Origin of the sequence: Deinococcus roseus, assembly GCF_014646895.1 — a bacterium.
GTDB classification, from domain to species: domain Bacteria; phylum Deinococcota; class Deinococci; order Deinococcales; family Deinococcaceae; genus Deinococcus_C; species Deinococcus_C roseus.
Genome location: NZ_BMOD01000002.1, coordinates 287248 through 312852 on the forward strand (window position 1 = coordinate 287248; position 25605 = coordinate 312852).

Here is a 25605-nt window from a genome sequence, read left to right on the forward strand (position 1 = left end):
CTGCCCAGGCTGGGTGCAGCTGGGGTCAGGTTTCTCGGGGAATTGTCTCAATATATTACACTTTTTACGCGCATCGTTGTAAAATTGTCATACGTTTTTCAGTCTGTCGTTTGAAAGCTTCCCATCTGAGCATCTTTTGCGGGCATCTGTCATGCTGAAAAAGGCATCCCATCCCTGCGAGGTTCTGAATGTTACACATCCAGCACAATGGACCCATTGCCCGCCTGACCCTGGCCTCGCCAGAAAACCGCAATGCCCTCAGTCCCCAGATGGTTCAGGACCTGCAAGAGGCTTTTGACCAGTTGAAAACCCACCCCACCACGCGGGTGATTGTGCTGTGCGCAGAAGGCAAGGTGTTTTGCAGTGGCGCAGATCTCAAGAACCTGCACCAGTTGCTCTCTGCCAGCAGCGAAGACAACCTGCATGATTCGCGCAAACTGGCCCAGCTTTTTGAGACCATCTACACCCATCCCAGACCCATCATTGCTGCCGTGGAGGGCAAAGCCATTGCAGGAGGGGCAGGTCTGGCCAGTGCCTGCGACCTGGTGGTGGCTTCCAGCGAGGCCAGTTTTGCCTACACCGAAGTCAAACTGGGCTTTGTGGCCGCCATTGTGATGGTCTTCCTGCTGCGTGCTGTGGGCGAAAAACACGCCCGTGAACTTTTGCTGACTGGAGAAGCGGTTTCTGCCGCAGATGCTTACCGCATGGGCCTGATCAACCGCCTGACCGAACCTGGACAGGCCCTCAGCAGGGCCACCCTTCTTGCTGAACACATCGCCCGCAATTCTCCGGTGGCCCTCTCCAGCACCAAATCCCTGCTGGCTTCTCTGCCTTCCATGGGTCTGCAAGAAGCCCTGAGCCACGCTGCCCAGATGAATGCCTGGGCCCGCACCACCGCAGATCTGAAAGAGGGCATCCAGAGTTTTCTGGAAAAACGTCCCCCTCGCTGGCAGGAGAACAGGGATGACTGAAGCTCGCTTGATCCAGACCCTTTTTCCAGCAGGCATCAAATATGTGGAATGTCCCAGAGACGCCTGGCAGGGCCTGGAGCATTTTGTGCCCACCGAAACCAAAATCCAGTACCTCCATGCACTGTTGGAAACGGGTTTCACCCACCTGGATCTGGGTTCCTTTGTCAGTCCAAAAGCGGTTCCCCAGATGCGAGACACCGAAGAGGTGCTCAGGGAACTGCCCGATCCTGCAGGGAGGGATTACCTGTGCATCGTTGCCAATGAAAGAGGCATGGAGCGCGCAGCCACACAGCCAAAAGTCACCAGTGTGGGTTTTCCCCTCTCCATTTCGGAGACCTTTCAATTGCGCAATGCCCATCAGACGCTGCCCGAAGCCTGGCAACTGGTCCACCGTCTGAAGGTGCAGTCCGATGCAGCCAGCAAAAACCTGGTGGTTTACCTTTCCATGGGATTTGGCAATCCTTATGGAGATCCCTGGTCTGTCCAGCTTGTACAGGACGCCCTAGATCGACTTTTCGAACTGGGCATCTCTTCCATTGCCCTGGCAGACACCGTGGGTGTGGCCACCCCTGAACAGGTTGAGCAACTGTGTAACCAGCTCAGGGACCACATGAAAAAGGCTGAACTGGGTTTACACCTGCATGCACGCCCCGAACATGCCGACCCTCTGATCGAGGCAGGATGGCAAGCTGGAATCCGCTGGTTTGAGGGTGCCATGGGGGGTTTTGGGGGCTGTCCTTTTGCTGCAGATGATCTGGTGGGCAACCTTCCCACCGAGCTGGTTTTGCGACATTTCAAGTCAGATGTCCATCTGAATCGGGAGGTCTTAAGGCTTGTTCAAAAGGTTTTTTGTGACCCAGCAGCAGACTTTTAAACACATTTGTGTAACAATTGGTGAGTGTGGAGATGGGGTCAGAACGGTCCCTGTTGCATCTGTTCTGTACCAGAGTGGGTAGATGCTTCATCTCGTGAGGTCTTTTCCTGATGCTTGAACAAACCCCTAACGTAAGAAATGACGACATTGATATCGTCAAACTGTTTGGTACCCTGCGCCGCAATGCCCTGCTCATTGGCATCAGCGTAGCTCTCACTGGTGGATTGACTTATTTTATCAGCAAACAACAAGCTCCCCAGTACGAAGCTGTAAGCAGCGTCATCGCTGTCAAATCCGAAACCGGCAACAGCATCATGAACAACACGCTGGTTTCTGCACCACCCCTCCCCCAGGGAGCGGTGGAAAAAGCCATTCACGGCAGAACCGTCATCGAGCAGATCATCCAGGGTTTGAAGAAAAGCAAACTCCCTGCGGCAGAGCAGCAAAACCTCATTGAGGCCCTCAACAAAGAGTTGAGACGCAACAATTTCAAGCTCTTGCGGGTCAAAGCCAAACTGGACAACCAGCTCACCGGTGTGTACGAAATCAGTGGGCAGGCAGGCACCCCTCTGGGTGCACAGGTGCTGGCCAATGTGGCTGTGGATGCCATTCTGAACTGGGACCTGCAACGTGCCACCTCCCGTTTGATCCGGGCCAAAAGCAGTCTGGAACAGCAGGTTGTTTCACTGAACCAGAGCCTCAAAGGGGTAAAAGCAGACAGCATCGAACAGCAAACCTTCATCACGGCACGGGCCAATGTGATGCAAAACCTGGCCCAGATCGAAGTGTTTGAAAAAGCTGCAACGGGCACCCTGACCCTGGTTTCTGAGGCAGAAGAGCCTTCAGAAGCCATTGCTCCCAAGCCCCTGCGCAATGCTGCCCTGGCTGGTTTGCTGGCACTGTTCCTGGCTGCTGGTTTCGCATTGATTTCGGATGCCCTGCGCAAACGCATCGAATCGGATGAAGACCTCACCCACTTTGGTGCACCCGTGCTGGGCAAACTGCCCAAGCTGACCGGGAAAACCCTGCAACGGGGCATCATCGAAAGTGCCCGCTCCGGCATGCTTTACGAAGCCATTGGTTTCCTGCGGGTCAGCCTGATGAGTTACACCGAAGGCACCACTGGCCCCAGACGACTGGTGGTTTCAAGTTCACGCTCTGGTGAAGGGAAATCCAGCGTGACCGCTTCTCTTGCAGAAGGTCTGGCCAACTCTGGACTCAAAGTTCTGATTGTGGACCTGGACTTGCACAGACCCACCCAGCACAAGGTGTGGTCCCAGATCAAACCTCTGGGATGGCACTCTTTGCCCGGAGCAGACAGCAATCCCAGTGTTCCCGCACGGGACATTCAAACGGCCCTCACCAACCCCAAAGCTGCCCAGGCCTTGCAGGTCAGTCAGGGCATCGACATGTTGCCTGCAGGCATTCCACAACGCTCTGCTTCCCATGTGATCAACAATTCCAAATTGCAGGAATTGCTGGACCGCTGGGACAAGAGTTACGATGTGGTGCTGCTGGACAGCCCTCCCATTCTGGCCCTCGCTGATGCACTCACTGTTTCGAGGTTCACCCAGGGCATCCTGATGGTGGTGGAAGCCAACCAGACCACCTACGCCAATGTGGAAGCCACACTCAAAAACATCCGTACTGCTGGTTGCCACCTGATTGGCTTTGTGCTCAACAAAGTCACCAGTCGCAAAGATGGGTATTACTACTACTATTACAGTTACCGTCCAGAAGCAGAAAAAGTCCGAAAACAGTCCTAAGCCTGTACCAGTTTGTGGTACAATTTTCTCTGGGTAGTTTTATTCCTAAAGGGGGTATTCAATGAAAAAGAAAGCCATGATCATCGCAGCATTGCTGGGGGTCGCAGCCATTGGGCCTGCCACTTCCATTGCTTTTGCGCAAACTGTAACCGCATCCGAACAGAGTGGACTGAGTGGGTTCCAAGTGATTGACATTCTGGTCAAAGCCACTTCCATTGGCAAGCTCAGCGATGCACAACTGCGCAGCCTGGTGCCACCTCGTGAAAAGGGTGCACAGGCCCTGTATGATCTCATCCTGATCAAAACCTGCTTGCAGCAGACCACCCTGGACAACCTGATCACCCTGGGTGATGAGAAAGCCACCAACCTGCTGGTGGCCAAGGCCGCTGTGGAGTTCCGCACCTGCAAACCCGTGAACGATGCAGCCCTGGCCGCTGACCTGAACTCTGGCAAGTTTGATTTCAGCAACGCTGGCAGCCTGCAGGCCTTCCTGGTCAGCAGTGGCAACAGCGCCATTGTTCGCGACCTGCTGAACGGCGTTACGCCCACCAAATAAGCATCAACATGATGCATGGTCGCCATTTTCGGATGGCGGCCATTTTGTTTTCAGGTGCTTGAGGTGGTGTGCAGCGTTTTGAGGTGCAGCGTTTTGAAGTGTTTTGAGGTTTTGCTCTGCAAAGTGGCTGAGACCTGATTCCTTCCAGAAACAGCAAAGGAGACAGAATGCAGTATCTGAAAATTGTGATATTGCCCATCTTATTTCTGCTTGGTTATGTTGCTTATTTCAACATCAATCTGTACCAGAGCACTTTATTGATCAGCAAGAGTGCCCAGTCGCTCAAAGACTTTGAATTTGACAGTGCAATGGATCAATCCAAAACTTCCATTACCCTGTCACCCAACAACGCAGATGCCCATTCCAACAGAGGATACATTTATGGGATCTTGTGGATTTTCAGAAAAGAAGATCAATACAAGAAAGAAATGGATGCTTCTTTTGAAAAAGCCACCAGTCTGACCATCAACAATGCAGTTTATTATTACAAATGGGCAGCCATCTATGCCGACTCTGGAAAATATGAAGATGCATTGCAAAAAATTGAACAGGCCATCAAAACAGACCCCAACGCAGGCGCTTACTACAACGAGAAAGCCGTTTACCTGGAAGCACTGGGCAGAAAAAAAGAAGCTTTGCAGATGTACCAGCAAGCTTATGATCTCAGCAAAGCTGCCATCATTCTCCCCAACATCAATCGCCTGAAAGAAGAATTGCATGAGTAAAAACAGCAAGATCAGCCATTTTTTCAGGGTGTTGAGCGTCATCCTCTGCAGCCTTGCCATCTGCAGCACCTTCGTCAGTGGTGGTGGCGGCACCGACCGTGGCATGATGATCGTGGTGGTGGCGGGATGCCTTGCCACCCTGATGACCCTGGTCACCGTGCTGCTGGACCGGCAGGTTCAACTTTCCAGAACCTGGACGCTGCTGCTGCTGGCCTTTCTGGGCTGGATCTGGTACAGCATCACCCAGGCCGTGTATTTCAAGGATGGCTTCATGTGGGCGGGGGTGTGGACTGCCGTGCTGGGCCTCAGTTTCAGTGTGCATTACCTGGCCCGTGGCAAACTGAGTGGATTCTTTCAGGGCATTTTTCTGCTGTCCTGCCTGCTTTCTCTGGCCGTGAGTTACACAGAACTTCAGCACATCAACTTCCCTTTGCAAAAAGAACTGGTTCCCAATCCCAACAGTCCTGCCCTGACTGGACCCTATTTCAATGCTGCTCACTTTGGAGGATACCTGATCTTCTGCAATGCCCTCCTGATGGGCACCTTGCTGTTTCGCAGGTTCCACTGGTACACCCTGCCAGTGCTGGGTTTGCTGGTTTATGCCAACTGGATCAGCTTCAAAACCGATTCCAGCAGCATTCCAGTGGTGTTGTTGACCCTCCCCATCATGCTGTTGCTGTGGGTGATCAGCAAAAACTGGAAAGTGGGCGCAGCCCTGACGGCTGTTGCTGTGGGGGTGGGGGTGTGGGGGGCCAGTTTCTTCATCAGTCCTGCTGGACAGCAGTGGTTTGAGAACAACAAACAGCACATTGGCCTCAACAACTCCTGGTCCAAATTCCTTGAGGGCAGAACAGCCGTCTGGGACTATGGAAAGCGCATCTGGAATGACCACACCCTCACCGGGGCCGGAGTGGGGCAGTTTGCTGTGCTTTCACCAGTGTACCGCCGGGATCCCCGGGTGACCACGGCCTCCGTGGACCAGCAGTTTGTCAATTACGCCCACAGCGATTCCCTGCAAATCGGCAGCGAACTGGGCTGGGTGGGAATCGCCCTTTTCGCTGCCTTGTTGTTGTACACCCTGATTCATGGTCTAAAAACCCGCAAAACAGAAACCCTCATTGCAGCAGGAGCGGTGCTCGGTTACCTGCTCAGTGGCATTTACGATGCCCACATCACTGCCATTCCGGCCACCATGCTGGTGTTTTATGCCTTCCTGGGACTGGCCCACCACAAACCCGTTCAGGTGAGCAGTTTGATGGTGGATTCAGGCACCAGTTCACGCAAAATCGAGCGCACCGAACGGTGATCGCTTTTCATGGCGCTCCGGTAAAGCACTTCTAAACGCTCCATCAAAAGGGTTTCATTGGGTCTGTCCAGACTGGCCACGAAGATTTCTTCGTGGCTGGTTTTTCCCACCCCTTCGCTGGAGGTCAGCAGTTCTTCATAGAGTTTCTCTCCAGGACGCATCCCGGTGAATTCCACATCGATGCCTCTGGCTCCAGAAAGCTGGATCAAATCGCGGGCCAGGTCCGCAATCTTGACGGGTTGTCCCATGTCCAGCACATACACGTTGCCGTTACCAGCGAGCCCTCCGGCCTGCAAGACCAGTCTGGAAGCCTCTGGAATGGTCATGAAGTACCGGGTCATTTCCGGGTGGGTCACCGTGATGGGGCCACCTTCTTTGATCTGGCGCATGAAGGTGGGCACCACACTGCCCCTGGAACCCAGCACATTGCCGAATCGCACAGACATGAAAGCCTGTCCGGGAGACACTTTGTGGGCATAGGTGGCCACCATCATCTCTGCAATGCGTTTGGTGGTTCCCATCACCGAGGTGGGGTTCACCGCCTTGTCGGTGGAGATGTTGACAAAGCGCTCAATGCGGAATTCCAGACACAACATCGCCACGTTTTTGGTGCCGAAAATGTTGTTGAGCACGGCCTGACAGGGAGATTCTTCCATCAGGGGAACGTGTTTGTGCGCTGCGGCATGGAACACCACCTGGGGCATGTACTGCTGGAACACAAACCGCAAACGGTCGTAATCCCGCACATCACCAATCAGGGTGATGAATTCGATTTCGGGCCAGTTGCGCAGCAGTTCCTGCTGGAGCACAAAAATGCTGTTCTCACCGCGTCCAAACAAGATCACTTTGCGTGGATAGAAGCGCACAATCTGCCGGACCACTTCAGAGCCAATGGAACCCCCGGCCCCGGTCACCAGAATGACTTTTTGCTTCAGGTAATCGGAGATGCGGGCAATGTCCAGTTCTGCAGGCTGTCTGCGCAGCAAATCTTCCAGATTGACATCGCGGATCTGTGAAATCTGGATCTGGTCTCCCACCAGGTCATAGAGGGCAGGCACCACTTTGTAGGTAAGGTTGGCTGCTTTGGATGCGTTCACCACTTTGCGGATCACATCTCCCGATGCAGAAGGCATGGCCAGCAACACCATGTCGGCCTGGTGTTTGCGGGCTGCAATGGACAGATGGTCCAGGCTTCCTGCCACAGGCACACCGTGAATTCTCTTGCCCCTCAGGGACATGTCATCGTCCAGGAAGGCCACAGGAATCATGCCCTGCTCAGGGTGACGCAGCATTTCCCGCACAAACATCGAGCCTGCGTCTCCTGCACCAATCACCAGCACACGTCTGGAGGTGCCTGTACCAATGGAGACCACCCTGCGGGCATTTTCGTAGCTGGTGCGCACCAGAAAGCGAATGCCTGTCAGGCTGGCCAGTGAGACCAGCACAGCAATCAGGGGCACACTGCGGGGCACCGAGGGAAGGTAAAAGCTGATGGCGGTGCTGATCACAAAGGAAGCCAGCACGGCTTTCAAAAGGGTCCCCAGATCGCTGAGGCTGAAACGTTGCCACACCTGCAAGTTCATGCGGAAATACAGGATCAGGATGGCTTTGTAGGCCAGTCCCATGCCTGTCAGGTACACCATGGCCTTGTAATATTGCGAATCAATGTTGAAAGATCCCAGTCTGAGCCAGAATGCAATGGGAATTGCGGCACCCCAGATCAACAAATCGACCAGAAACTTCACATGCACACTGCGCATTGTCACCCCCTACAACACATTCTATTATGCTCCAGACCGTTCAACGGGAAGCAACTTTCATCACATCATCGACCACATCGGCAAAAGCATGCATGTCCTGAGGGCTCAGGGTGGGATGCACCAGGAACATCAGGGAGTTCTCCCCCAGTTCACGGGCCACCGGCAGGCGCTCTTCGGGGCCGTACCCCAGGTCCACAAAAGCTTTTTCCAGGTAGATCTCGGAGCAGGAACCAGACAGGCAGGGCACCCCACGGCTGGAAACTTCCTGCATGATGCGGTCCCGGGTCCAGCCTTCTGCCAGGTTTTCCGGGCGCACAAACAGGTAGTACTTGTAATAGGCATGCTGGATGTCTTCGGGGGGCAAAGTCAGTCGGAAAGCCTCCCATTTTGCGAAACGTTCGTTCAGTACTGCAGCATTTTCGCGGCGACGCTCAATCCATTGGGGCAGTTTCTTCAGTTGCAGACGGCCAATCACGGCCTGCACTTCCAGCATCCGCCAGTTGGTGCCAAAAGACTCATGCAGCCAGCGGAAACCGGGGGCATGTTCACGGTGGTAGACCGCATCGTAGGACTTGCCGTGGTCTTTGTAAGCCCAGGCTTTTTTCCAGAGTTCGGTGTCGTTGAGGGCCAGAAGTCCACCTTCTCCACCGGTGGTGAGGATCTTGTCCTGGCAGAAAGAAAAAGCACCAGCATGCCCGATGCTGCCCACCGGACGGCCCTTGTAGAAAGCCCCGTGTGCCTGGGCGCAGTCTTCAATCACAATCAGGTTGTGCTCTGCAGCCAGTTCCATGATGGGATCCATGTCTGCAGGCCACCCAGCCAGGTGCACCACGATGATGGCTTTGGTCCTGGGGGTGATCAGGGCGCGGATGGTGTCTGCGGTGATGTTCTGGGAATCCGCGTCCACATCTGCAATCACCGGGATGGCTCCGCGCATCACCGCAGCACTGGCCGAGGCAATGAAGGTGCGGGTGGTGGTGATGACCTCATCTCCTGCTCCGATGTCGTAAGCGTAGAGGGCCAGTTCCAGCGCCAGCGTGCCGTTGTGCAGCGCAATGGCGTGCTTCATGCCAAGGTGGTCGGCATATTCCTTTTCAAACTCACGGGCTTCCTGTCCGGTCCAGTAGTTGACCCGGCCCGACTGCAACACGCCAGTGACGCTCTGAATTTCATCCTGATCAAATTGAGGCCAGGGGGCCCATTTGGTTCCCAACATGTTTTTGCTCCTTCAGGGGGTGGTGCGGGGACGGGCCGGGGTGCCCACCACAATCAGATGGTCGGCCACAGGGCGAACCACGGTGGCTCCAGCACCCACAGTGCTCCAGGCTCCAATGGACATTCCGGGAATCACACAGGTGCCCACACCCAGAAATGCCCCTTCCAGCACACTCACATTGCCCGCAAGGTGACATCCCGGGGCAATGTGCACGAAATCTTCAATCTTTCCATCATGGTCCACGCTGGCTGCGGTGTTGATGATGCAGTGGGACCCGATCTGGGTGTCTGGTTGCACCACTGCTCCCGCAAACACCACGGTTCCCGGACCCAGTTGCACCGAAGGGCTGATCTGGGCACGGGGATGCACCGCTCGAATCCATTCTACATGGGGATGGGCCTGTGCAATCTTCTGGCGCACCTGGTTGCTGCCAATGGCGATCACAGCCTGTTTTGCCTGACCCAGCAGGTCACTGCCTCCCAGCACCGGCACACCCAGAACGGTGCCACCCCACAGATGAGAGCGGTCGTCCAGCACACCTGTGACGGTCTGGCCCATGGCCTGCAAAGTGTCAATGACCACCTTGGCATGGCCTCCTGCACCCACCACCAGCACACCAGAAGTCATGGCTTGGATCCCTCTGACCCGGTGAAACGGGACATGGTGGCTTCTCCTGCAGCACTGATGCCTTCCCGCTTGAAAACCTTCTGCACCGTCATGACCAGGATCTTCAGGTCAAGGGCCAGAGAACAGTGGTCCACATACCACACGTCCAATCTGAATTTCTCTTCCCAGGAGATGGCATTCCTGCCGTTCACCTGCGCCCATCCGGTCACCCCGGGGCGCACCTCATGGCGGCGTGCCTGCTCGGGAGAGTACAGCGGCAGGTATTCCATCAGGAGGGGACGGGGACCCACCAGGCTCATCTCCCCTTTCAGCACATTCCAGAGTTCTGGAAGTTCGTCCAGGGAGGTTTTGCGCAGGAAACTCCCCAGGGGGGTCAGGCGCTGTGCATCTGGAAGGTCGTTGCCTTTGGCATCTCTGGCATTTTTCATGGTGCGGAATTTGACCATGCGGAAAGGCCGTCCCTTCAGGCCTGGACGCACCTGCGAGAAAATCACCGGTGAACCCATGTTGCGCTGGATCAGGAAAGCAATCAGCAGCATGGGAAAGAGCAGCACCACCAGAGCCAAAAGGGACACCACGATGTCAAAAAGCCTCTTGATCATTGCAGGATCTCCAGCAAAACAGCATTGACCTTTTCCACAGCGTATTTTTCCTCTACAAGCTGGCGGCTCTTGCGGGCCATCTGCTCCACCTGTTCCGGGTGGTCCAGGAATTCCAGCATGGCCTGGGCCAGTCCAGCGCTTTCTTTGACGGGCACCAGCCTTCCATTCACCCCGTCTTCCACGGTTTCCCGACACCCCGGGGTGTCAGTGGTGATGATGGCCCGCCCGAGGCTCATGGCCTCCAGCACAGAACGGGGTGTGCCTTCCCGGTAGGAAGGCAGCACATACACCGAACAGTACTCAGCAATGAACGGGCGCACATCTTTGGTGGCGCCCAGGTACTTGAGGGTGCCTTCCTGCACCCAGGCATCCAGTTCGCTTTGCTGGATGGCATTGGGGCTTGGATCGGTGGGACCCAGCAGGTAGAACTCGGCTTCCGGGTGCTTCTGGTGCACCAGACGGGCCGCTTCTGCATATTCGCGGATGCCCTTGTCCCTGAGGAGACGGGCAATCAGCAAGAAGCGCTTGCGGTTGGCGGGCAAAGGCTGGACAGCAAACTGCTGGACATCCACCCCGGAACCATTCACAATGCGGACCTTGCCTGCAGAGGTGAGCCCTTCCTTCAAGAACAGATCCCGGTCGTCAGGGTTCTGAAAAATCACCGTCTGGTTGGTGCTGAGGGCCGTGCGGTAAAGCAGGCGGCTGATCAGCTTCACATGGGATTTGGCTTCAGCGCTGAAGCTGTACCCCAGTCCGGTGATCATGGAAACCATTTTTTTCACCCCGGCCATGCGGGCAGCCAGCGAGCCGAAAATCACGGGTTTGATGGTGTAAGCAAAGACCACCTGCGGTTTCAGGCGCTGCAGCAGTTGATGGTAGGCCTGAAACAGCTTGAGGTCCCCTTTCAGGCTGATCCCGGAACGGTTGAGCGGCACCGTGTGGTATTCCACCTGCCACTGTTGCAAAACAGAGCGCACCTCGGCATCGTCTTCAGGGGCCACCGCATGCACCCGGTAACCGTGGGCCACCAGATCCTGCAGCATGCGCCCCCTGAAATTGATCAGGGAAGGCGCATAGCCCGCGAGGACCACGATGGTTTTAGATCTTGTAGAACTCACGGTACCAGTCCACAAAATTCTGGATGCCGGTCTCGATGGGGGTGGCAGGCTTGAAGCCCACATCCCGTGTCAGGTCATCCACATCTGCGTAGGTGGCGGGAACGTCTCCGGCCTGCATGGGCAGCATGTTCTTGACGGCTTCCATGCCCAGGCACTGCTCCAGGGTTTGAATCATGTACCCCAGCTCCACAGGGCTGTTGTTGCCGATGTTGTAAATGCGGTAAGGGGCTTTGCTGGTGCCAGGATCGGGGTGTGCACCGGTCCACTCGGCGTTGCCCTGGGCGGTGTTGTCGGTGACGCGAACCACCCCTTCCACGATGTCATCCACATAGGTGAAATCGCGGCGCATGTTGCCGTAGTTGAACACATCAATGGGACGGCCTTCCAGGATGGCCTTGGTGAACAGGAAGAGGGCCATGTCTGGACGCCCCCAGGGGCCATACACCGTGAAGAAACGCAGGCCAGTGGTGGGGAGGCCATACAGGTGGCTGTAGGTGTGGGCCATCAATTCGTTGGCCTTCTTGGTGGCAGCATACAGGCTGAGGGGATGGTCCACATTGTGGTGGATCGAGAAGGGCATGGTGGTGTTGGCCCCATACACCGAGCTGGAAGAAGCGTACACCAGGTGCTCCACGTCGTTGTGGCGGCAGCCTTCCAGGATGTTGGTGAAGCCCACCACGTTGCTGTCGATGTAGGCATGGGGGTTTTGCAGGGAGTAGCGCACCCCGGCCTGGGCGGCCAGGTTCACCACCTTCTGGGGTTTTTCCTTCTCGAAGACCCCATAAATGCCTTCACGGTCTTCCAGGCTGAGCTGGTGGAAGGTGTAGTTGGGGTATTTTTCCAGGCGCGCCATGCGGGCGTGCTTGAGGCGCACATCGTAGTAATCGTTGACGTTGTCGATGCCGATGACTTCATCGCCGCGCTCCAGAAAGCGGGTGGCGAGGTGGGATCCAATGAAACCTGCAGTGCCAGTCACGAGAATTTTGGTCATGGTTCAGAGACTCCAGTAGGTCAGGTCAGAGCGCTCAGGCTCTTTGATGAAAAGGGATTTGATGTCTGCAACCACGCCCTGGGGTTTGAGCCTGGAAATGATGTTCTCAAAGCCGAGGTCTTTGTAGAAAGTGTGGCACACCGCCACCACCACTGCATCCAGGTCATGGAACTGTTCAAGTTCCACAGGGGTGAGGTTGTACTCATGCTGGGCTTCCTGCACATCGGCGTAGGGGTCGTGGATGATCACGTCCATGCCGAATTCTTTGAGTTCACGCACGATGTCGGGCACCTTGCTGTTGCGCAAATCAGGCACGTTCTCTTTGAAGGTGAGTCCCAGCACGCCCACCCGAGCCCCTTTGACATTGCGCCCTTCTTTGATCAGCAGTTTCACAACCTTCTGGGCCACGTAACTGCCCATGTTGTCGTTCACCCTGCGTCCAGAGAGGATCACCTGGGGGTGGTACCCAACCTGCTCTGCTTTCTGGGTCAGGTAGTAAGGGTCCACACCAATGCAGTGGCCCCCCACCAGACCGGGAGAGAACTTCAGGAAGTTCCATTTGGTTCCGGCCGCTTCCAGCACATCCACGGTGCGAATGCCCAGACGGTCAAAGATCATGGCCAGCTCGTTCATCAGGGCGATGTTGAGGTCACGCTGGGTGTTCTCGATGACCTTGGCGGCTTCTGCAACCTTGATGGAAGCAGCGCGGAACACTCCAGCCGTCACCACACTTTCGTACACACTGGCCACCCGGTCCAGGGTTTCTGCGTCCTGGGCAGCGACCACCTTGGTGACCTTGGTGATGGTGTGCACCTTGTCTCCGGGGTTGATGCGTTCAGGGGAGTAACCCAGTTTGATCTGGCTGAAGAGTTCGAGCCCAGACACCTGGGAGAGGATGGGGCCGCAGTACTCCTCGGTGACTCCAGGGTACACGGTGGATTCGTAAACCACCACGGCCCCCTCTTTGACGACTTTCCCCAGCATCTCCGAAGCCTTGCGCAGGGGGGTCAGGTCGGGGTTGTTGTTCTCGTCGATGGGGGTGGGCACCGTGACAATGAAGAAGGTGCGGTCTTTCAGGTCTTCGAGCTGGTCGGAGACCTTGAGCTGGGAGCGTTTGAGTTCTTCGTTCTCCACTTCCAGCGTGCGGTCCACACCAGATTGCAGTTCCCGGACCCGTTCAGCGTTGATATCGAAACCGACGGTGTCATGGTGTTTTGCGAGCTCGACTGCCAGGGGCAGCCCCACATATCCCAGACCAATCACACAAATTTTCTCTGACATCATTTCCTCCGATGGTTTGAACTGTTTTCGATGACTTCTTCCCACAAACGCACCACTGCAGTGGCACCAAAATGGTCTTTGACAAAAGCACGGGCACGGACTCCCATGCTGGTCCGCTCTGCTGCAGAAAGCTGCATCATGCGCTGCATGCCCTCCTGCAAAGGTTCTGCTGCATCTGGCTGCACCATGATCAGGTTGTCTCCCTGGCCTTGCAAGGACGACACCCCTCCCACATTGGTGGCCACACAGGGCTTACCCGCCGCCATGGCTTCCAGCAGGGCATTGGGCATGCCTTCCCAGCGGGAAGACAACACCACACCGTCGGCCTGGCGCAGGTAAGAGAGCACGTCTGCTGTTTCTCCTGCCAGCAGCACCCGGTCTTCCAGCTTCAGGTTGTGAACCTGCTGTTGCAGGGCTTCCCGCAGGGGGCCACCTCCCACCAGGGTCAACTTTGCCTGTGGAAGGCCTGCCATCGCCTGAATCAGGTGGTCGTACCCCTTGGCTTCAATGAGGCGACCAATGGCCACCCAGTGAAACACCGGGCTGTCCTGACCGGGCTGCAAAGGCTCCTGCAAAAAAGCTTCATCCATGGCGTTGTTGATGATGCGAACCTTGTCGGGTCGGGTGAGCTTGCGCTCGATGATCTTGTTGCGCGTGCGGTCCGCATTAACCACCAGGGCACGGGAAGCGAAATCCGTCCATTTCAGCAGTTTGTCTTTGGTTCCCTGGGCTTTCTCGGTGCGGATGCTGCCAATGGAAGGCACCCCCATCAGCACACTGAACAGCCTGGACACCATGATGCCATGGAACATGAATCCGATGCTGCAGTCTGGGCGGAAGTTTTTCACTTCACGGAACAGGGCAGCCAGGTTCTTGAAGATCCTGGAACGGTCATTGATGGGAAGGGTCACCAGGTCAATCTGCTGGCGCTTCAACCTTTCCTCAAAGGCATTCTCCTTCAAAAGGGAGATGATCCGCACCTGGTGGCGGCCCAGCATGTTCTCGGTCAGCCGCACCACCTGGGTTTCCGCACCTCCGCGCCCAAGCCCGGCAATCACAAACAGGATTCGCATGGTTACTTCTTGTTCACATCCTTCAGGTAAAACAGCATGCCTGGAATGAAAAGCAGCAAGTACAGCAGGTAATTGGTGGGACGCCTGAAAGCAAGCGCTCCACCTCTGGAATGCATCTGGTAACGCACAAAATTGACCATGTATTTGGCCCGGGCCTTCAGGGGCATGAAGGGCACATCCACAGCTTCTGCATAGAAGGTCCGGGAAGCATTGGAGCTTTTGGCCCGCACCCGATCGATGTTCTTGCTGAGTCCATCCGCAGTGTAATCCTTGCGCAGGGCCCGGATGTTGAAGTACATGAAATCGTACTTCAGGGACATGCGGTTGAGGACCAGCGAGGTGGCCACCCGTTTCTCATTCTCGAAGAGCGGGAAGGGGTAGGCTTTGAGCACTGCAGTCTTGAAGGTGTGCAGCTTGTCGCCTTTCACACCAAAGTGGTGCAGGATCAGGCTGGGTTTGGACACCATGGGCGACTGGGGGAATTCGTTCCCGATCAAATCCCCTTCTTTGGTGCTGGCCAGGAACACCACCCCGGCGATGGAGTTGTTCTGCAGGATGCCATTTTCTTCATAAGCCCGGATGACATCCTCAATGGCGTTCTGTTCCAGATAGTCATCAGAGTCCAGGTAGAAACCGATGGGTTTGCTGGCGCGTTCCAGTCCAGCATTGAGGGCAGCAGCCCGCCCCTTGTTCTGCTGGCGGTGGTAGACGATGCTGAGCTCTGCATCGCGAATCCAGCCTTGCACGATGGTCTCGGTCTGGTCGGTGGAACCATCATCGATGATGATCCATTCCACCTGCTCTTTCAGCGGCATGCGGCGCAGATGGTCGTACGCCTCAGTCAACAGCTGCTGACGGTTGTACGTTGCAGTGATCACTGAAACTTCAAGCACGTTCTTCTCCTCCTCTTGCAGATCCTGTTGAATTGATGTAAATCGAAAATAAAGCCATTCCCATCACAAAACCCAGCATGATCAGGTTGCCTGTTCCATACTGCATTCCGGAAAACAGCGCCACCGAGACAGCGAACATCAGGCCCACCATCAGGTACACCGGAAAATTCTTCTTGACCACCGAACGGTTCATTTTCAGGTAGGGAATGTGCATCCTGCGCACCAGCAAATAAGAATACAGCAGGGAGGCCAGGTAACTGAACAGCATCGAGCAGACCGCTCCCCAGATGCCATAAAATTTCACCAACAAAATGCCAGGGACCAGCGAAACAATGGCCCCCACCACCGTGGAACGGGTGATATTGAGGGTGTTTTTTTCCAGCTGCAACACCAGGTCAAAGGTGCCGGATTTGATGCGGTTGATGGAGACAATGATGGACACCACCACCAGCATCCACTTGTAGGCTTGCAAATCGGTGGCATGGGTGAGCTGCAGGATGTAAGGATAGGCGTTGAAATACAGCAAGGCCACAATCACTGAGAACTGCAAGACCAGGTTGATCTGTTTGTTGAGGTCCTTGTTGACCTGCTCCAGCTTGCCCGCACTGTAGGCTTTGAAGATCCCCACCTGCGAGGCCGCTGTGAGGGTGTTCAGAATGAAGGTGGCTCCCCGCTGTGAGATGTCGTAAAGGGTGGAGAAAATCCCCACTTCTTTGAGCCCAAAGAACAGCCCCAGGAAGTAACGGGCCCCAAAGAAAATCACCTGCCCGAACAGCGAGGAAATGGACATGGGATAGCCGTAACGGAACATCTCCTGCATGCGCTCACGGGTCAGTTCTTTCATCCTGAACGAAGGTTTGAGCACCAGCACCATCATCACCAGAGGAACGTACATGGAAAGGGCAATGCAGATGTAGATGGGGTTGAAGAGGTTCTGCGGATGGCTGGAGAGGTAATATCCCCCCAGGATGGCTGCACCGGCCTCAACCAGCATGCAGATGCCATAAAAAATCACCCAGCGTTTCATGCGGATGATTTCCAGAGAGAAGTTGTAGGAAAAGTACAGCAGCAGAAGGTTCAGGGTGGTGGCAAACCGAACAAAACCTGCTCCTGCTGGCACAAACAGCAGCACTGTAGACAGCAACAGCAGCAACAAAGAAAGGGACCACAGGGTTTTGAAAGGGGCTTCCTGGTGGTCGTAAAAAAATCGGCTCACCGCATTGATCAACCACTGGCCCAGAATGGAAAGCACCAGGGTGCTTGAAGCAATGATCAATGCAGACTCGCCGTACCGTTCCAGTCCAAACCAGGAAACAAACAGGCCAATGGACAGCAGGTTGACCACCGCTGCCAGGCTTTTGAACCCCAGGTAAAGAAAGTGGTCCGAAGTCAGAAGTTTTTTGGAAACCGCCAGCACCCTGTGCATTTATCTTCTGTTGCCCCGTCCAATGCCGTGATACTTGATGTGGGGTTCAAAGCTGTATTTGGCGAGGCAGTTGCGTCCATCGATCAGGATGGTGGAGGGTTTCAGCAGGCTGTTCCAATCCTGGTTGATGTAATCGCGCCATTCGGTGGCCACCACCACCACATCTGCACCGTCCAGGGTGGCGGGCACCGTGTCGAGCTGTTGCACATTCTCGCAGTCTTCCAGTTTGGCGAAATCCACTTTTGCGATGGGGTCATGCATGCGCACGTAAGCCCCTTTGCGGCACAGTTCCCGGGCCAGCTTGATGCCAGGAGAATCGCGGGTGTCGTCGGTGTTGGGTTTGAAAGCCGCACCCAGCACAGCAATCTGCAGGCCACGGATCACCTTGAATTCGCTCTGGATTTTCTCCAGGATGCGCTGGATCTGGCGGTCATTGACCTTGATGGCGGCACTCACAATGTCCAGGTCGTACTGGTATTCACTGGCAATGGCATTGAGGGCCAGGGTGTCTTTGGGGAAGCAACTTCCACCCCAGCCAATTCCGGCTTGCAGGAAGCGGGATCCGATGCGCTCGTCCAGACCGATGCCCCGGGAGACTTCCATCACATCTGCACCCACACGCTCGCACAGGCCAGCAATCTCGTTGATGTAGCTGATCTTGAGGGCCAGGAAGGCGTTGGCTGCATATTTGATCATCTCGGCACTGGTGGGTTCGGTGGTGATCAGGGGGGGCAGGTGGTAACTGGCTGGACGGGGCAGGAATTCCGGGGGTTCGAAGGTCTGCTCCAGAATCGGGTCATAGAGTTCCCGCATCACATTGAAGAATTCACGGTTGTGTGCCCCCACCACCACCCGATCCGGGTAAAAGGTGTCATAAAGGGCATATCCTTCCCGGAGGAATTCGGGGTTGGAGCCCACAGCAACCTCGGTGTTTTTGCCCTGCTTTTTCAGTTCGTTTTTCAGCAGGGTGAGCACCTTGCGGTTGGTGCCAATGGGCACCGTGGATTTCACCACCAGATAATAAGTGGTGTCTGGTTTCAGCACATCTGCCAGCTCGATGACGGCCTGTTCCAGATAAGAGGTGTCGGCTTCTCCACTTGGGGTGGTGGGGGTCCCCACCGCAATGAAAATGACCCGGCAATCGGCGAGACCCGCGTAATCGGTGGTCGGCACCAGGTGGTTGCGGGTGAGTTGCAGGAGTTCCCTCAGGCCCTCTTCGTGAATGGGGGGTTCTCCCTGCCTGAGCTTTTCAACCTTGCGGGCATCTTTATCAATCGCGTAAACGTCATGACCAATGTAGGCAAATGCCAAGCTGGTGGTCAATCCAACATATCCTGTTCCGATGATTCCTATCTGCATATAACCTCACAACCTATACCATATCACCCGATTTCCCAAAAACAGGTGACGGCACCTAAGAGACACATGAGTGCAAAACATGTGAGCCAGCTGAGAAAAACACCAAGGGGCTGCTGAAAAGATGGCGTGGGTGGAACTCCAGAATGAAGGCAATCCTGACCCACCAGAGCCATCCCGCTACTCTCTGGGGAACTGTCTATATGCCTTGCCTGTTTCCTCTGGCACAACCACCTGGAATGCAGGATCTGGGCAGGGATTCCACTTACAGGCGCGAATCCCAGCCCACAGGTCTACTGCTTGCGGCTCTGCCGGTTGAAAATGAAACGGCTGATCAGGATGAAAATGAAGATGGGCAGCACCTCGCTCCACCAGAACACTTTGATCAGGCTGTAAGACTCTGAACGGAAAAACTTGTAGATCAGGGGCAGCAAGGCAAGCCCCACAATGGCATATACGGTGTTGGATCGGGCTTTTCGTTCGATGATGCCCAGAACGATTCCCAGGAACCCAAAGTAAAACAGGATGCCTGCAAAACCGAAATTGAGAAACGCCTCGGCAATGGAACTGAAACCAAAGCCTCCGCCCCGCATCTGCACATCGTAATGGTAGGTCTGCACATACCACTGGGAAAGCGGCGTGTAGTCCGTAAAAGGCACCACCAGGTTCATCAGGGTCGCCAGATACGATTTCCCGAACTGGTAAACGATTCCCCCTCCAGACAGGTCACGGTACAGGTCGCCCATGATCATGTGCCACACCTCAAATTCATCGTCCAGCAAGCCCAGGCTCACTGCAGCATTGGCGTTGAGGATGATGATGTTCATGATGGCTTTGAATCCCGTGAAGAACACCAGCAAACCCAGTCCAATCAGAATGATGTGTTGCAGCTTGAGGATGTTTCTTTTGTTCAGCAAGACAATGGTCGGCATCAGGTACAGCATCAAACTGCTGCGGTCCACAATCATCAGCGAGTAGGCAATCCCGAACACCAGCAGAATGATGGAAGCCCGACCTGATTTTTTCATGTTGCGCATGAAGTACAGGTACAACAAGATGACCACCGACACCGAGATCATGTTGTTGAAGGGCAAGGCCAGGATGTCTCCACTGTTCAGGTTCAGGTTGCGCTGCGACCTGCTGGTGAAAACAAAAGAATTGAAACCGTACACAAAGAAGACAAAGTACACCTGGAACAGCAATCCCAGATAACCATAGATTACCGCAAAAATGTGCATGGTGTTGTCATAATTGTTGTTGTACAGGGTTTCTCCACCCTGTCCACGGCCTCTGGAAAACGCATAATACAGGCCATAAAATGAAAAAAGGGCCATAAAAGACAGGGCCGTTGAGAGATAAGCGTAAGGGTAGATCGAAGTGACATCCTGCCCAAAATTGTTGATGTACACCGCAGTGTTGTAGGTGTACCACGAAACAACAAAGAACCCTCCCAGACTGAGAATGGTTCCCGTGCGTCGGTATTCCAGAACAATCAATAAAAATGCACTGAGGCTGGACAACAAAATGATGGTCAGGTTGGTGTTGAGAGCCAGCAGGGTTGAAATCAGGGCAATGGCCAGCACAATGCCCAGTGAGATCAACAATGAAGTTCCCAATTGTAAAGGGTTTTCCCTCCAGCGAGACAACATGTTTTCCATGCTACCCCACCCCCCCGGCAGATGCAACACAAACCGGCACTGCATTTTTCGCATCTTTCTGCTGCATGTTCCCTCAGTGACCCTGGCTGGAGTCTTTACATTTTCTTCTGGTCCATCCAAACCAAATCCGGGTCACCTCTTTTTGCACAGGGTGACCCGGATTCAAAAACCAGTGGAGGCTGCCTTACTTCACTGCACCATCCAGACCCTTCAGAAAGAGCTTCTGGGCAGAGAGGAACACGATCAGGATGGGCACCATCATGATCACTGCACCTGCAGCAATGTTGAAGGGGTCATAAACAAACTGTCCTTTAAGTTTTAACACTGTAATGGACAAGGGCTCCAGGTTCTGGGCACCCAGCAGAGCGATCTTGGGCCACACGTAGGCGTTCCAGGTGTTGACCAGGGTAAAGATGCCCAGAGCGGTCATGGCAGGCGCGGAGAGAGGCACCATGATGCGCCAGAGGATCTGGGTTTCTGTGGCTCCATCGATGCGGGCGGCTTCAATCAGGGCCTGAGGAATGGAGAGGTAAGACTGGCGGATCAGGAAGATGCCGAACCCCGTAGCAATGGTGGGCAGGACCACCGACCAGTAGGTTCCCAGGCCCTGACACACGTAAGGCGCAAGGGCAGAGGGCAAGAAGCAGTTGTTGCCGCCAATTACAGGGAGGTTGGCCAGATTTTTCAAAGTCATGGTGTTGACGATGAAAGCCGTCTCAGTGGGAAGCACCAGGGTGGCGATGATCATGCTAAAGATGATGTTCTTGAGGGGAAAGTCCATGCGGGCCAGAGGGTAAGCGGCCATTGCTGATATCAGCAATGTGCCTACTATGGTAAAAACACTGATCACAATGGAATTCCAGAAGGAGCCTTTCAATTCCTTCAATTGAAATACTGCCCCAAAGTTATCCAGACTTAGATGCTTTGGAAAAAGACTCGCAGGGAAATCATAAATACTGGCTCCACCCGAAGCTCCCTTATCCGTAATGGAGATGGCAAAAGTCCAGAGGAAGGGGAACACCGCAAACACCAACACCAGAAGCAGAAAGGCATACATCAAAATCTGATTGATGGTTCGCTTGCTCCTAGCCCGTGCAACTGCGCGCTTGTGGTCTTCCTGAACGATACGGTCCTGTGTCACGCTCATGCCCTTTCCTCGCCTTCTCTATTCAGACGGAACTGCACGATGGAGAGGCCAATGCCTACCACGGCAATGATCAGACCTGCGGCAGAAGCCACGCCATAGTCAAAGTTGAAGCCGTTAAATGCTTTCTGATACACGTACATCAGGGCAGTGTAGGTGCTGTTCAGCGGTCCACCGCCAGGGGTGAAAGTAAGTGGCTCATCCAATACTCGAATTGCTGCAAAAGTCGACAGCAAGCTGCACAGCAGCAGGGTGGGACGCATCATGGGAACAATCACCAGCCAGAAAGTCTGGAAGGGGGTTGCACCGTCCAGGTTGGCCGCCTCTTCCACTTCTGCAGGAACAGCCTGCAGACCACCCATGTAAAGCACCATGTAGAAACCAAAACCACGCCAGAAGGTCACCAGCATCAGCGCCCAGATGGCGGTGTATTCATTGTTGAGCCAGCCAAAAGCAGAGTTTGAGTTTATGAAGTGCAGGCTTTGCAGGACCCAGTTAAGGATACCTTCTTTTTGAAAAACCCAGTCCCACATCACTGCTGCGGTGGCAATGGAGGTGATCACTGGAATGTAGTAGGCTGCCCGGAAAAATCCCATGAAAGGCAGCTTGCGGTTGACCGCCACGGCAATCGCCAGAGCAGCAACCTGCAGGGCCGGAACGATGGCAATGTACTTCACCGAGTTCCAGAGGCCCGTGATGAAAAGTTCGTCTTGAAACAGGGTGATGAAGTTCTGAATCCCGATGAACCTGGGGGCCTCGCCCGCAGCAAACTGGGCGGCCTTGTATTCGGTGAATCCAAGGTAGCTTCCGTAGATCACAGGATAGAAGGTGAAGACAGCCAGCAAGATCAGGGCCGGTGCGAGGAACGCGTAGGCAATCAGGGCTGTGCGGGTTTTGTTTTGCATGGGACTTCTCCTGGTTGCTGGAGGTGTACTTTTGTGTTACACCTGCCTTTTCGTTGAGAGAGGATCAAAAGCGTTGCCGCCTTTGATCCTCCTGACATCATTCACGCAAAGCTGGGCTTACTTTTTGCTGATTTATTTATTTACGTTGGCGTTCCAGAAGGTCGCAGCGTCGTCCAGGGCCTGTTTGGGGGTCTTCTTGCCGAGGAAAGCGGCTTCGAGGTTGTCCACCAGGTTCTTGTAGAGCACGCTGGAGTTCTTGGGAGGGTTGAAGCCGGGGTCAATGTAGCGTCCGCTGGCTCCGACCATGCCGCTGGCCTGGATGATGGGATCGGTGGATTCCTGCTTGAAGAAGGGATCCTTCTCTGCACCTTTGGAGGTGGGAACGATGGCCACAATCTTGGCGAACTTCATCTGGTTGACGTTGTTGCTGAGGAACTCGGCGAACATGGCGGCTTCTTTTTTGTGCTTGGAAGCAGCGGGGATCACCAGGTCCATGCCGCCACCAGTGGCACGGCCAGACTTGCCGAGGGGGGCTTCTGCGACTTTGGTTTTGCCGTAGAGGTCCTTGTTGGCGTCTTTGATGCGGGTGAGGGACTGGGGTCCACCGACGATGGTGGCCAGTTTGCCCTGGTTGTAGAGCTCCATGCTCAGCTGGAAGGCTTCTTTGCGCAGCATGTCTTCGGGGAAGTAGCCAGCCTTGTACATGTCCACGTACTTCTTGAGCAGGGCAACGTGCTTGCTGCTGGTGAACTGGGCTTTGCCGGTCTTCTCGTCGTAGATGGGCAGGCCATCGGCGTAGAAGAAGCCGTGCCAGAGCGGTGCGCCGCTGGCGTCAATGAAGTTGGGGATCCAGCCGTATTGACCGGTGCGGTCTTTCACGCGCTTGGCGAAAGCCAGCAGCTGGTCGTTGGTTTTGGGGAGGGTTTTTTCGCTGTATCCGGCTTTCTTGACCAGATCAGAGTTGTAGACCATCACGCCTTCGTTGAGCCAGCCGTACCAGGGGTAACCGTAAGGCTTGCCGTTGACGGTGAAGTTGTTGAGGGGGTTGTCCCAGAACTGGTTTTTCAGTTCACTGCTGGAGGTCAGGGTGCTGATGTCGGTGAGGAAGCCGTTCTGGGCAGCGTTGAAGGTTTCTGGGATGTTGATGTTGACCACGTCAGGGGATTTGCCCAGGTTGATGGAGGCAATCATGTCCTGCACCATGGTGTCCTGCTTGTCGAACCACTTGACGGTGATGGTGGGGTTCTTGGCCTCGAAGTCCTTGATGGTGTCTTTGAGGTAGTTGTCAAATTTGGGGCTGAGGTACCAGCTCCAGAACTCGATTTCCGTTTTCTGCTGAGCAAAACCTAATCCCATCCCGAGGGCTGCGCTGACCATTAACACTTTTTTGAGCATGTCTTTCCTCCCCTTAACTCTTGCGGTTGCAAGTCTCTCTACACGACGGCCACCCAGCATGTGGGTTGTGGTTCAGGTGGTTTGTGTGGCCGCAGCCGTGCTTGATGTATACCAATTTAATACCAATTCCCGAGAATTTCAAGCCCCCAGTTGCAGACATGAAGCAGGCTTGACCTAAACCTGCAAGTTACATTTTGGTAGACATTTCGATCTCCGACAAAAAAAACTCTTTCTGGACAGATTTTTTATCGCTAATCCATTTTTTGAGAATGGGCTTTTTCTCGCTTTTTCCCTGCGGAAGCTTGACTTTTGGGCCAAAACCCCCCTCAGTTTCAATGGTCTGCAAGTGGTCAAAATTGGATCTTAAGTGGTATGGTATATCTAACAAACCGAGGTGAGGGGCATTTCCATGAGTGAATTCCACAAACGTGCTGGTCAGCACATGATCGTTGACATCCCAGGGGCCACCCTGGACGAGAACACCCGACTCTTCCTGCAAAAATACCGCTTCAAAGGCATCTGTCTGTTCAGACGCAATGTGCAGTCTCCAGAACAGCTGCACCAGTTGATGGCCGATTTGCGGGAAGTGCTGGGAGAAGACGCTCTGATTGCCATCGATCAGGAAGGAGGAGCGGTGATCCGCATTCTGGACACCCCCCAGGCCCCTTCTGCCATGGCCCTGGGTGCCACCGCCAACCCCGAAATCAGCCGCCAGGTGGGAGCTGCAGTGGGACGTGGACTGCGCTCTTATGGCATCAACTGGAATTATGCCCCCTCACTGGATGTCAATGTGAACCCCCTCAACCCCATGATCGGAGACCGCAGCTTTGGCAGCGACCCTGAATCGGTGGCCCTGCACGGGGTCAACTGGGCTCTGGGGCTGGAAGAAGCCGGGGTGCTCTCCAGCGTCAAACACTTCCCTGGTCACGGAGACACCCACATCGACACCCACCTGGCCCTCCCCACCGTCAACAAGCCTCTGGAAGAACTGCTGGCCACTGAACTGCACCCTTTCAAAAAAGCAGCAGAAGCTGGCGTGGGCTCCATGATGACAGCCCACATCATCTTCCCTGCCCTGGACCCGGAAAATCCTGCCACCCTCTCCGAAAAAATTCTGGGCGGTCTGCTGCGGGACAGCTGGGGATATGATGGCCTGATCGTCACGGACGCCATGGACATGCACGCCATCAGCAGGCAATACGAAGGTGGAAAGGCAGCCATCAAGGCCCTCAATGCTGGAGCAGATCTGGTGCTGTGCGTCAATGATGCTGCACTGCAAGAGCAGCAGGTGGAAGCCATTGCACAAGCCATTGAAGATGGGAGCTTGAATGCAGAGCTGCTGGCCCGCAGCGAAGCCCGACTGGCCCGCTTCAGTGTCCGGTTTCCCTGCATCCCTGTTCCCTACTCCGAAGCCCAGCAAACCGAAGACGATGCACTGATGCTGACCGCTTCCCGTCTGGCCCTCACCGAGCACCGCATTGAGCACCTGCCTGACACCCAGGAACCCACCTTGCTGCTGTGCCCTGAAAACCTCTCGGTGGGTGGAGCCTACGAGGACACCCTGTCCCCTTCACACCTGCAAGAACGTTTGCAGGAGGTGTTTCCCAGCCTGACTTTGTTGACGTACCCCCAGCATGATGCCCTGCAGGTGCTGCCCCAATTGCAGCAGGCACTGCAAGATACCCAGCAGGTGCTGCTGGGCGGACTGGCCCGCGAACTGTTCACCCCTGAAGAACAGCAACTGGTGGCCACCGTACAGCAACAGAACCTCCCCATCCTGCACCTCGCCCTGTGGAACCCCTATCAGGTGATGCAACTGGACCTGCCAGCCCTGATCACTTACGGCTTCCGGGACAATGCCCTGCAAGCCCTGCAAGAAGCCCTTCAGGGAAAGAATCCCACAGGCAAGTTGCCTGTGCGTTTTTGAGACAAGAAATCAAAAGAAACCCAAAAAGCCCCTGA

The 25605-nt window shown here is 55.0% G+C and carries 22 protein-coding genes; 7 read left to right on the forward strand and 15 right to left on the reverse strand.

Features of this window, described 5'->3' with window-relative positions; all coding sequences use genetic code 11:
* Positions 1-188 precede the first annotated feature (188 nt).
* From IEY52_RS04390 to IEY52_RS04415, 6 genes are all read left to right on the forward strand, one after another.
* Positions 189-971, forward strand: a complete 783-nt coding sequence (locus IEY52_RS04390; protein WP_189000410.1) for an enoyl-CoA hydratase/isomerase family protein — start codon at positions 189-191, stop codon at positions 969-971.
* Positions 964-1845 (forward strand): hydroxymethylglutaryl-CoA lyase, encoded by an 882-nt coding sequence (locus IEY52_RS04395; RefSeq protein ID WP_189000413.1) that lies wholly within the window; start codon positions 964-966, stop codon positions 1843-1845. The genes IEY52_RS04390 and IEY52_RS04395 overlap by 8 nt, the downstream gene beginning before the upstream one ends.
* Positions 1846-1955: 110 nt before the next feature.
* Positions 1956-3611 carry a tyrosine-protein kinase domain-containing protein gene (locus IEY52_RS04400; RefSeq protein ID WP_189000416.1) on the forward strand — a complete coding sequence of 552 codons (1656 nt, stop codon included), beginning with the start codon at positions 1956-1958 and terminating at the stop codon, positions 3609-3611.
* A gap of 61 nt (positions 3612-3672) precedes the next feature.
* The gene (locus IEY52_RS04405; protein ID WP_189000420.1) at positions 3673-4167 is read left to right on the forward strand and encodes a hypothetical protein; all 495 of its coding nucleotides are present in this window, start codon (positions 3673-3675) and stop codon (positions 4165-4167) included.
* Between the two features lie 167 nt (positions 4168-4334).
* Positions 4335-4892: a tetratricopeptide repeat protein gene (locus IEY52_RS04410; protein ID WP_189000423.1), complete on the forward strand. Its 558-nt coding sequence runs from the start codon at positions 4335-4337 to the stop codon at positions 4890-4892.
* Positions 4885-6198, forward strand: coding sequence for an O-antigen ligase family protein (locus tag IEY52_RS04415; RefSeq protein WP_189000427.1), 1314 nt, complete (start codon positions 4885-4887; stop codon positions 6196-6198). Before IEY52_RS04410 ends, IEY52_RS04415 begins: the two co-directional genes overlap by 8 nt.
* Here the strand turns inward: IEY52_RS04415 and IEY52_RS04420 are convergent.
* The 15 genes from IEY52_RS04420 to IEY52_RS04490 all read right to left on the reverse strand — a co-directional run bounded on the left by IEY52_RS04420 (position 6132) and on the right by IEY52_RS04490 (position 23643).
* A complete protein-coding gene (locus IEY52_RS04420) occupies positions 6132-7958 on the reverse strand; it encodes a polysaccharide biosynthesis protein (protein ID WP_189000430.1) in 1827 nt (608 codons plus the stop codon). The genes IEY52_RS04415 and IEY52_RS04420 overlap by 67 nt on opposite strands.
* A 40-nt stretch (positions 7959-7998) precedes the next feature.
* Positions 7999-9174 carry a DegT/DnrJ/EryC1/StrS family aminotransferase gene (locus IEY52_RS04425; protein WP_189000433.1) on the reverse strand — a complete coding sequence of 392 codons (1176 nt, stop codon included), beginning with the start codon at positions 9172-9174 and terminating at the stop codon, positions 7999-8001.
* Positions 9175-9186: 12 nt separating this feature from the next.
* The gene (locus IEY52_RS04430) at positions 9187-9801 is read right to left on the reverse strand and encodes an acetyltransferase (protein ID WP_189000436.1); all 615 of its coding nucleotides are present in this window, start codon (positions 9799-9801) and stop codon (positions 9187-9189) included.
* Positions 9798-10403, reverse strand: a complete 606-nt coding sequence (locus IEY52_RS04435) for a sugar transferase (RefSeq protein WP_189000439.1) — start codon at positions 10401-10403, stop codon at positions 9798-9800. The genes IEY52_RS04430 and IEY52_RS04435 overlap by 4 nt, the downstream gene beginning before the upstream one ends.
* On the reverse strand, positions 10400-11521 hold the full coding sequence (locus IEY52_RS04440) for a glycosyltransferase family 4 protein (RefSeq protein WP_229684634.1): 1122 nt from the start codon (positions 11519-11521) through the stop codon (positions 10400-10402). The genes IEY52_RS04435 and IEY52_RS04440 overlap by 4 nt, the downstream gene beginning before the upstream one ends.
* Positions 11502-12512 (reverse strand): NAD-dependent epimerase, encoded by a 1011-nt coding sequence (locus IEY52_RS04445; RefSeq protein ID WP_189000445.1) that lies wholly within the window; start codon positions 12510-12512, stop codon positions 11502-11504. Before IEY52_RS04445 ends, IEY52_RS04440 begins: the two co-directional genes overlap by 20 nt.
* Before the next feature lie 3 nt (positions 12513-12515).
* Entirely contained in the window at positions 12516-13793 is a 1278-nt protein-coding gene (locus IEY52_RS04450; protein WP_229684635.1) for a nucleotide sugar dehydrogenase, read from the reverse strand.
* A complete protein-coding gene (locus tag IEY52_RS04455) occupies positions 13793-14866 on the reverse strand; it encodes a glycosyltransferase (protein ID WP_189000451.1) in 1074 nt (357 codons plus the stop codon). Before IEY52_RS04455 ends, IEY52_RS04450 begins: the two co-directional genes overlap by 1 nt.
* Positions 14867-14868: 2 nt before the next feature.
* Complete coding sequence (locus tag IEY52_RS04460; RefSeq protein ID WP_189000453.1) at positions 14869-15759, reverse strand: glycosyltransferase family 2 protein; 891 nt, start codon at positions 15757-15759, stop codon at positions 14869-14871.
* Positions 15752-17185, reverse strand: a complete 1434-nt coding sequence (locus IEY52_RS04465; RefSeq protein WP_189000456.1) for a lipopolysaccharide biosynthesis protein — start codon at positions 17183-17185, stop codon at positions 15752-15754. Before IEY52_RS04465 ends, IEY52_RS04460 begins: the two co-directional genes overlap by 8 nt.
* A complete protein-coding gene (locus tag IEY52_RS04470) occupies positions 17186-18544 on the reverse strand; it encodes a UDP-glucose dehydrogenase family protein (RefSeq protein WP_189000458.1) in 1359 nt (452 codons plus the stop codon).
* A gap of 290 nt (positions 18545-18834) precedes the next feature.
* The gene (locus IEY52_RS04475; RefSeq protein ID WP_189000460.1) at positions 18835-20145 is read right to left on the reverse strand and encodes an O-antigen polymerase; all 1311 of its coding nucleotides are present in this window, start codon (positions 20143-20145) and stop codon (positions 18835-18837) included.
* Positions 20146-20383: 238 nt separating this feature from the next.
* Positions 20384-21004 carry a carbohydrate ABC transporter permease gene (locus tag IEY52_RS26585; RefSeq protein WP_229684637.1) on the reverse strand — a complete coding sequence of 207 codons (621 nt, stop codon included), beginning with the start codon at positions 21002-21004 and terminating at the stop codon, positions 20384-20386.
* Between the two features lie 338 nt (positions 21005-21342).
* The gene (locus IEY52_RS04485) at positions 21343-22248 is read right to left on the reverse strand and encodes a carbohydrate ABC transporter permease (RefSeq protein ID WP_189000464.1); all 906 of its coding nucleotides are present in this window, start codon (positions 22246-22248) and stop codon (positions 21343-21345) included.
* A gap of 132 nt (positions 22249-22380) precedes the next feature.
* A complete protein-coding gene (locus tag IEY52_RS04490) occupies positions 22381-23643 on the reverse strand; it encodes an ABC transporter substrate-binding protein (RefSeq protein ID WP_189000466.1) in 1263 nt (420 codons plus the stop codon).
* A gap of 409 nt (positions 23644-24052) precedes the next feature.
* Between IEY52_RS04490 and nagZ the strand changes: the two genes are divergently transcribed.
* Entirely contained in the window at positions 24053-25570 is a 1518-nt protein-coding gene (gene nagZ / locus IEY52_RS04495; protein ID WP_229684638.1) for a beta-N-acetylhexosaminidase, read from the forward strand.
* Positions 25571-25605 lie beyond the last annotated feature (35 nt).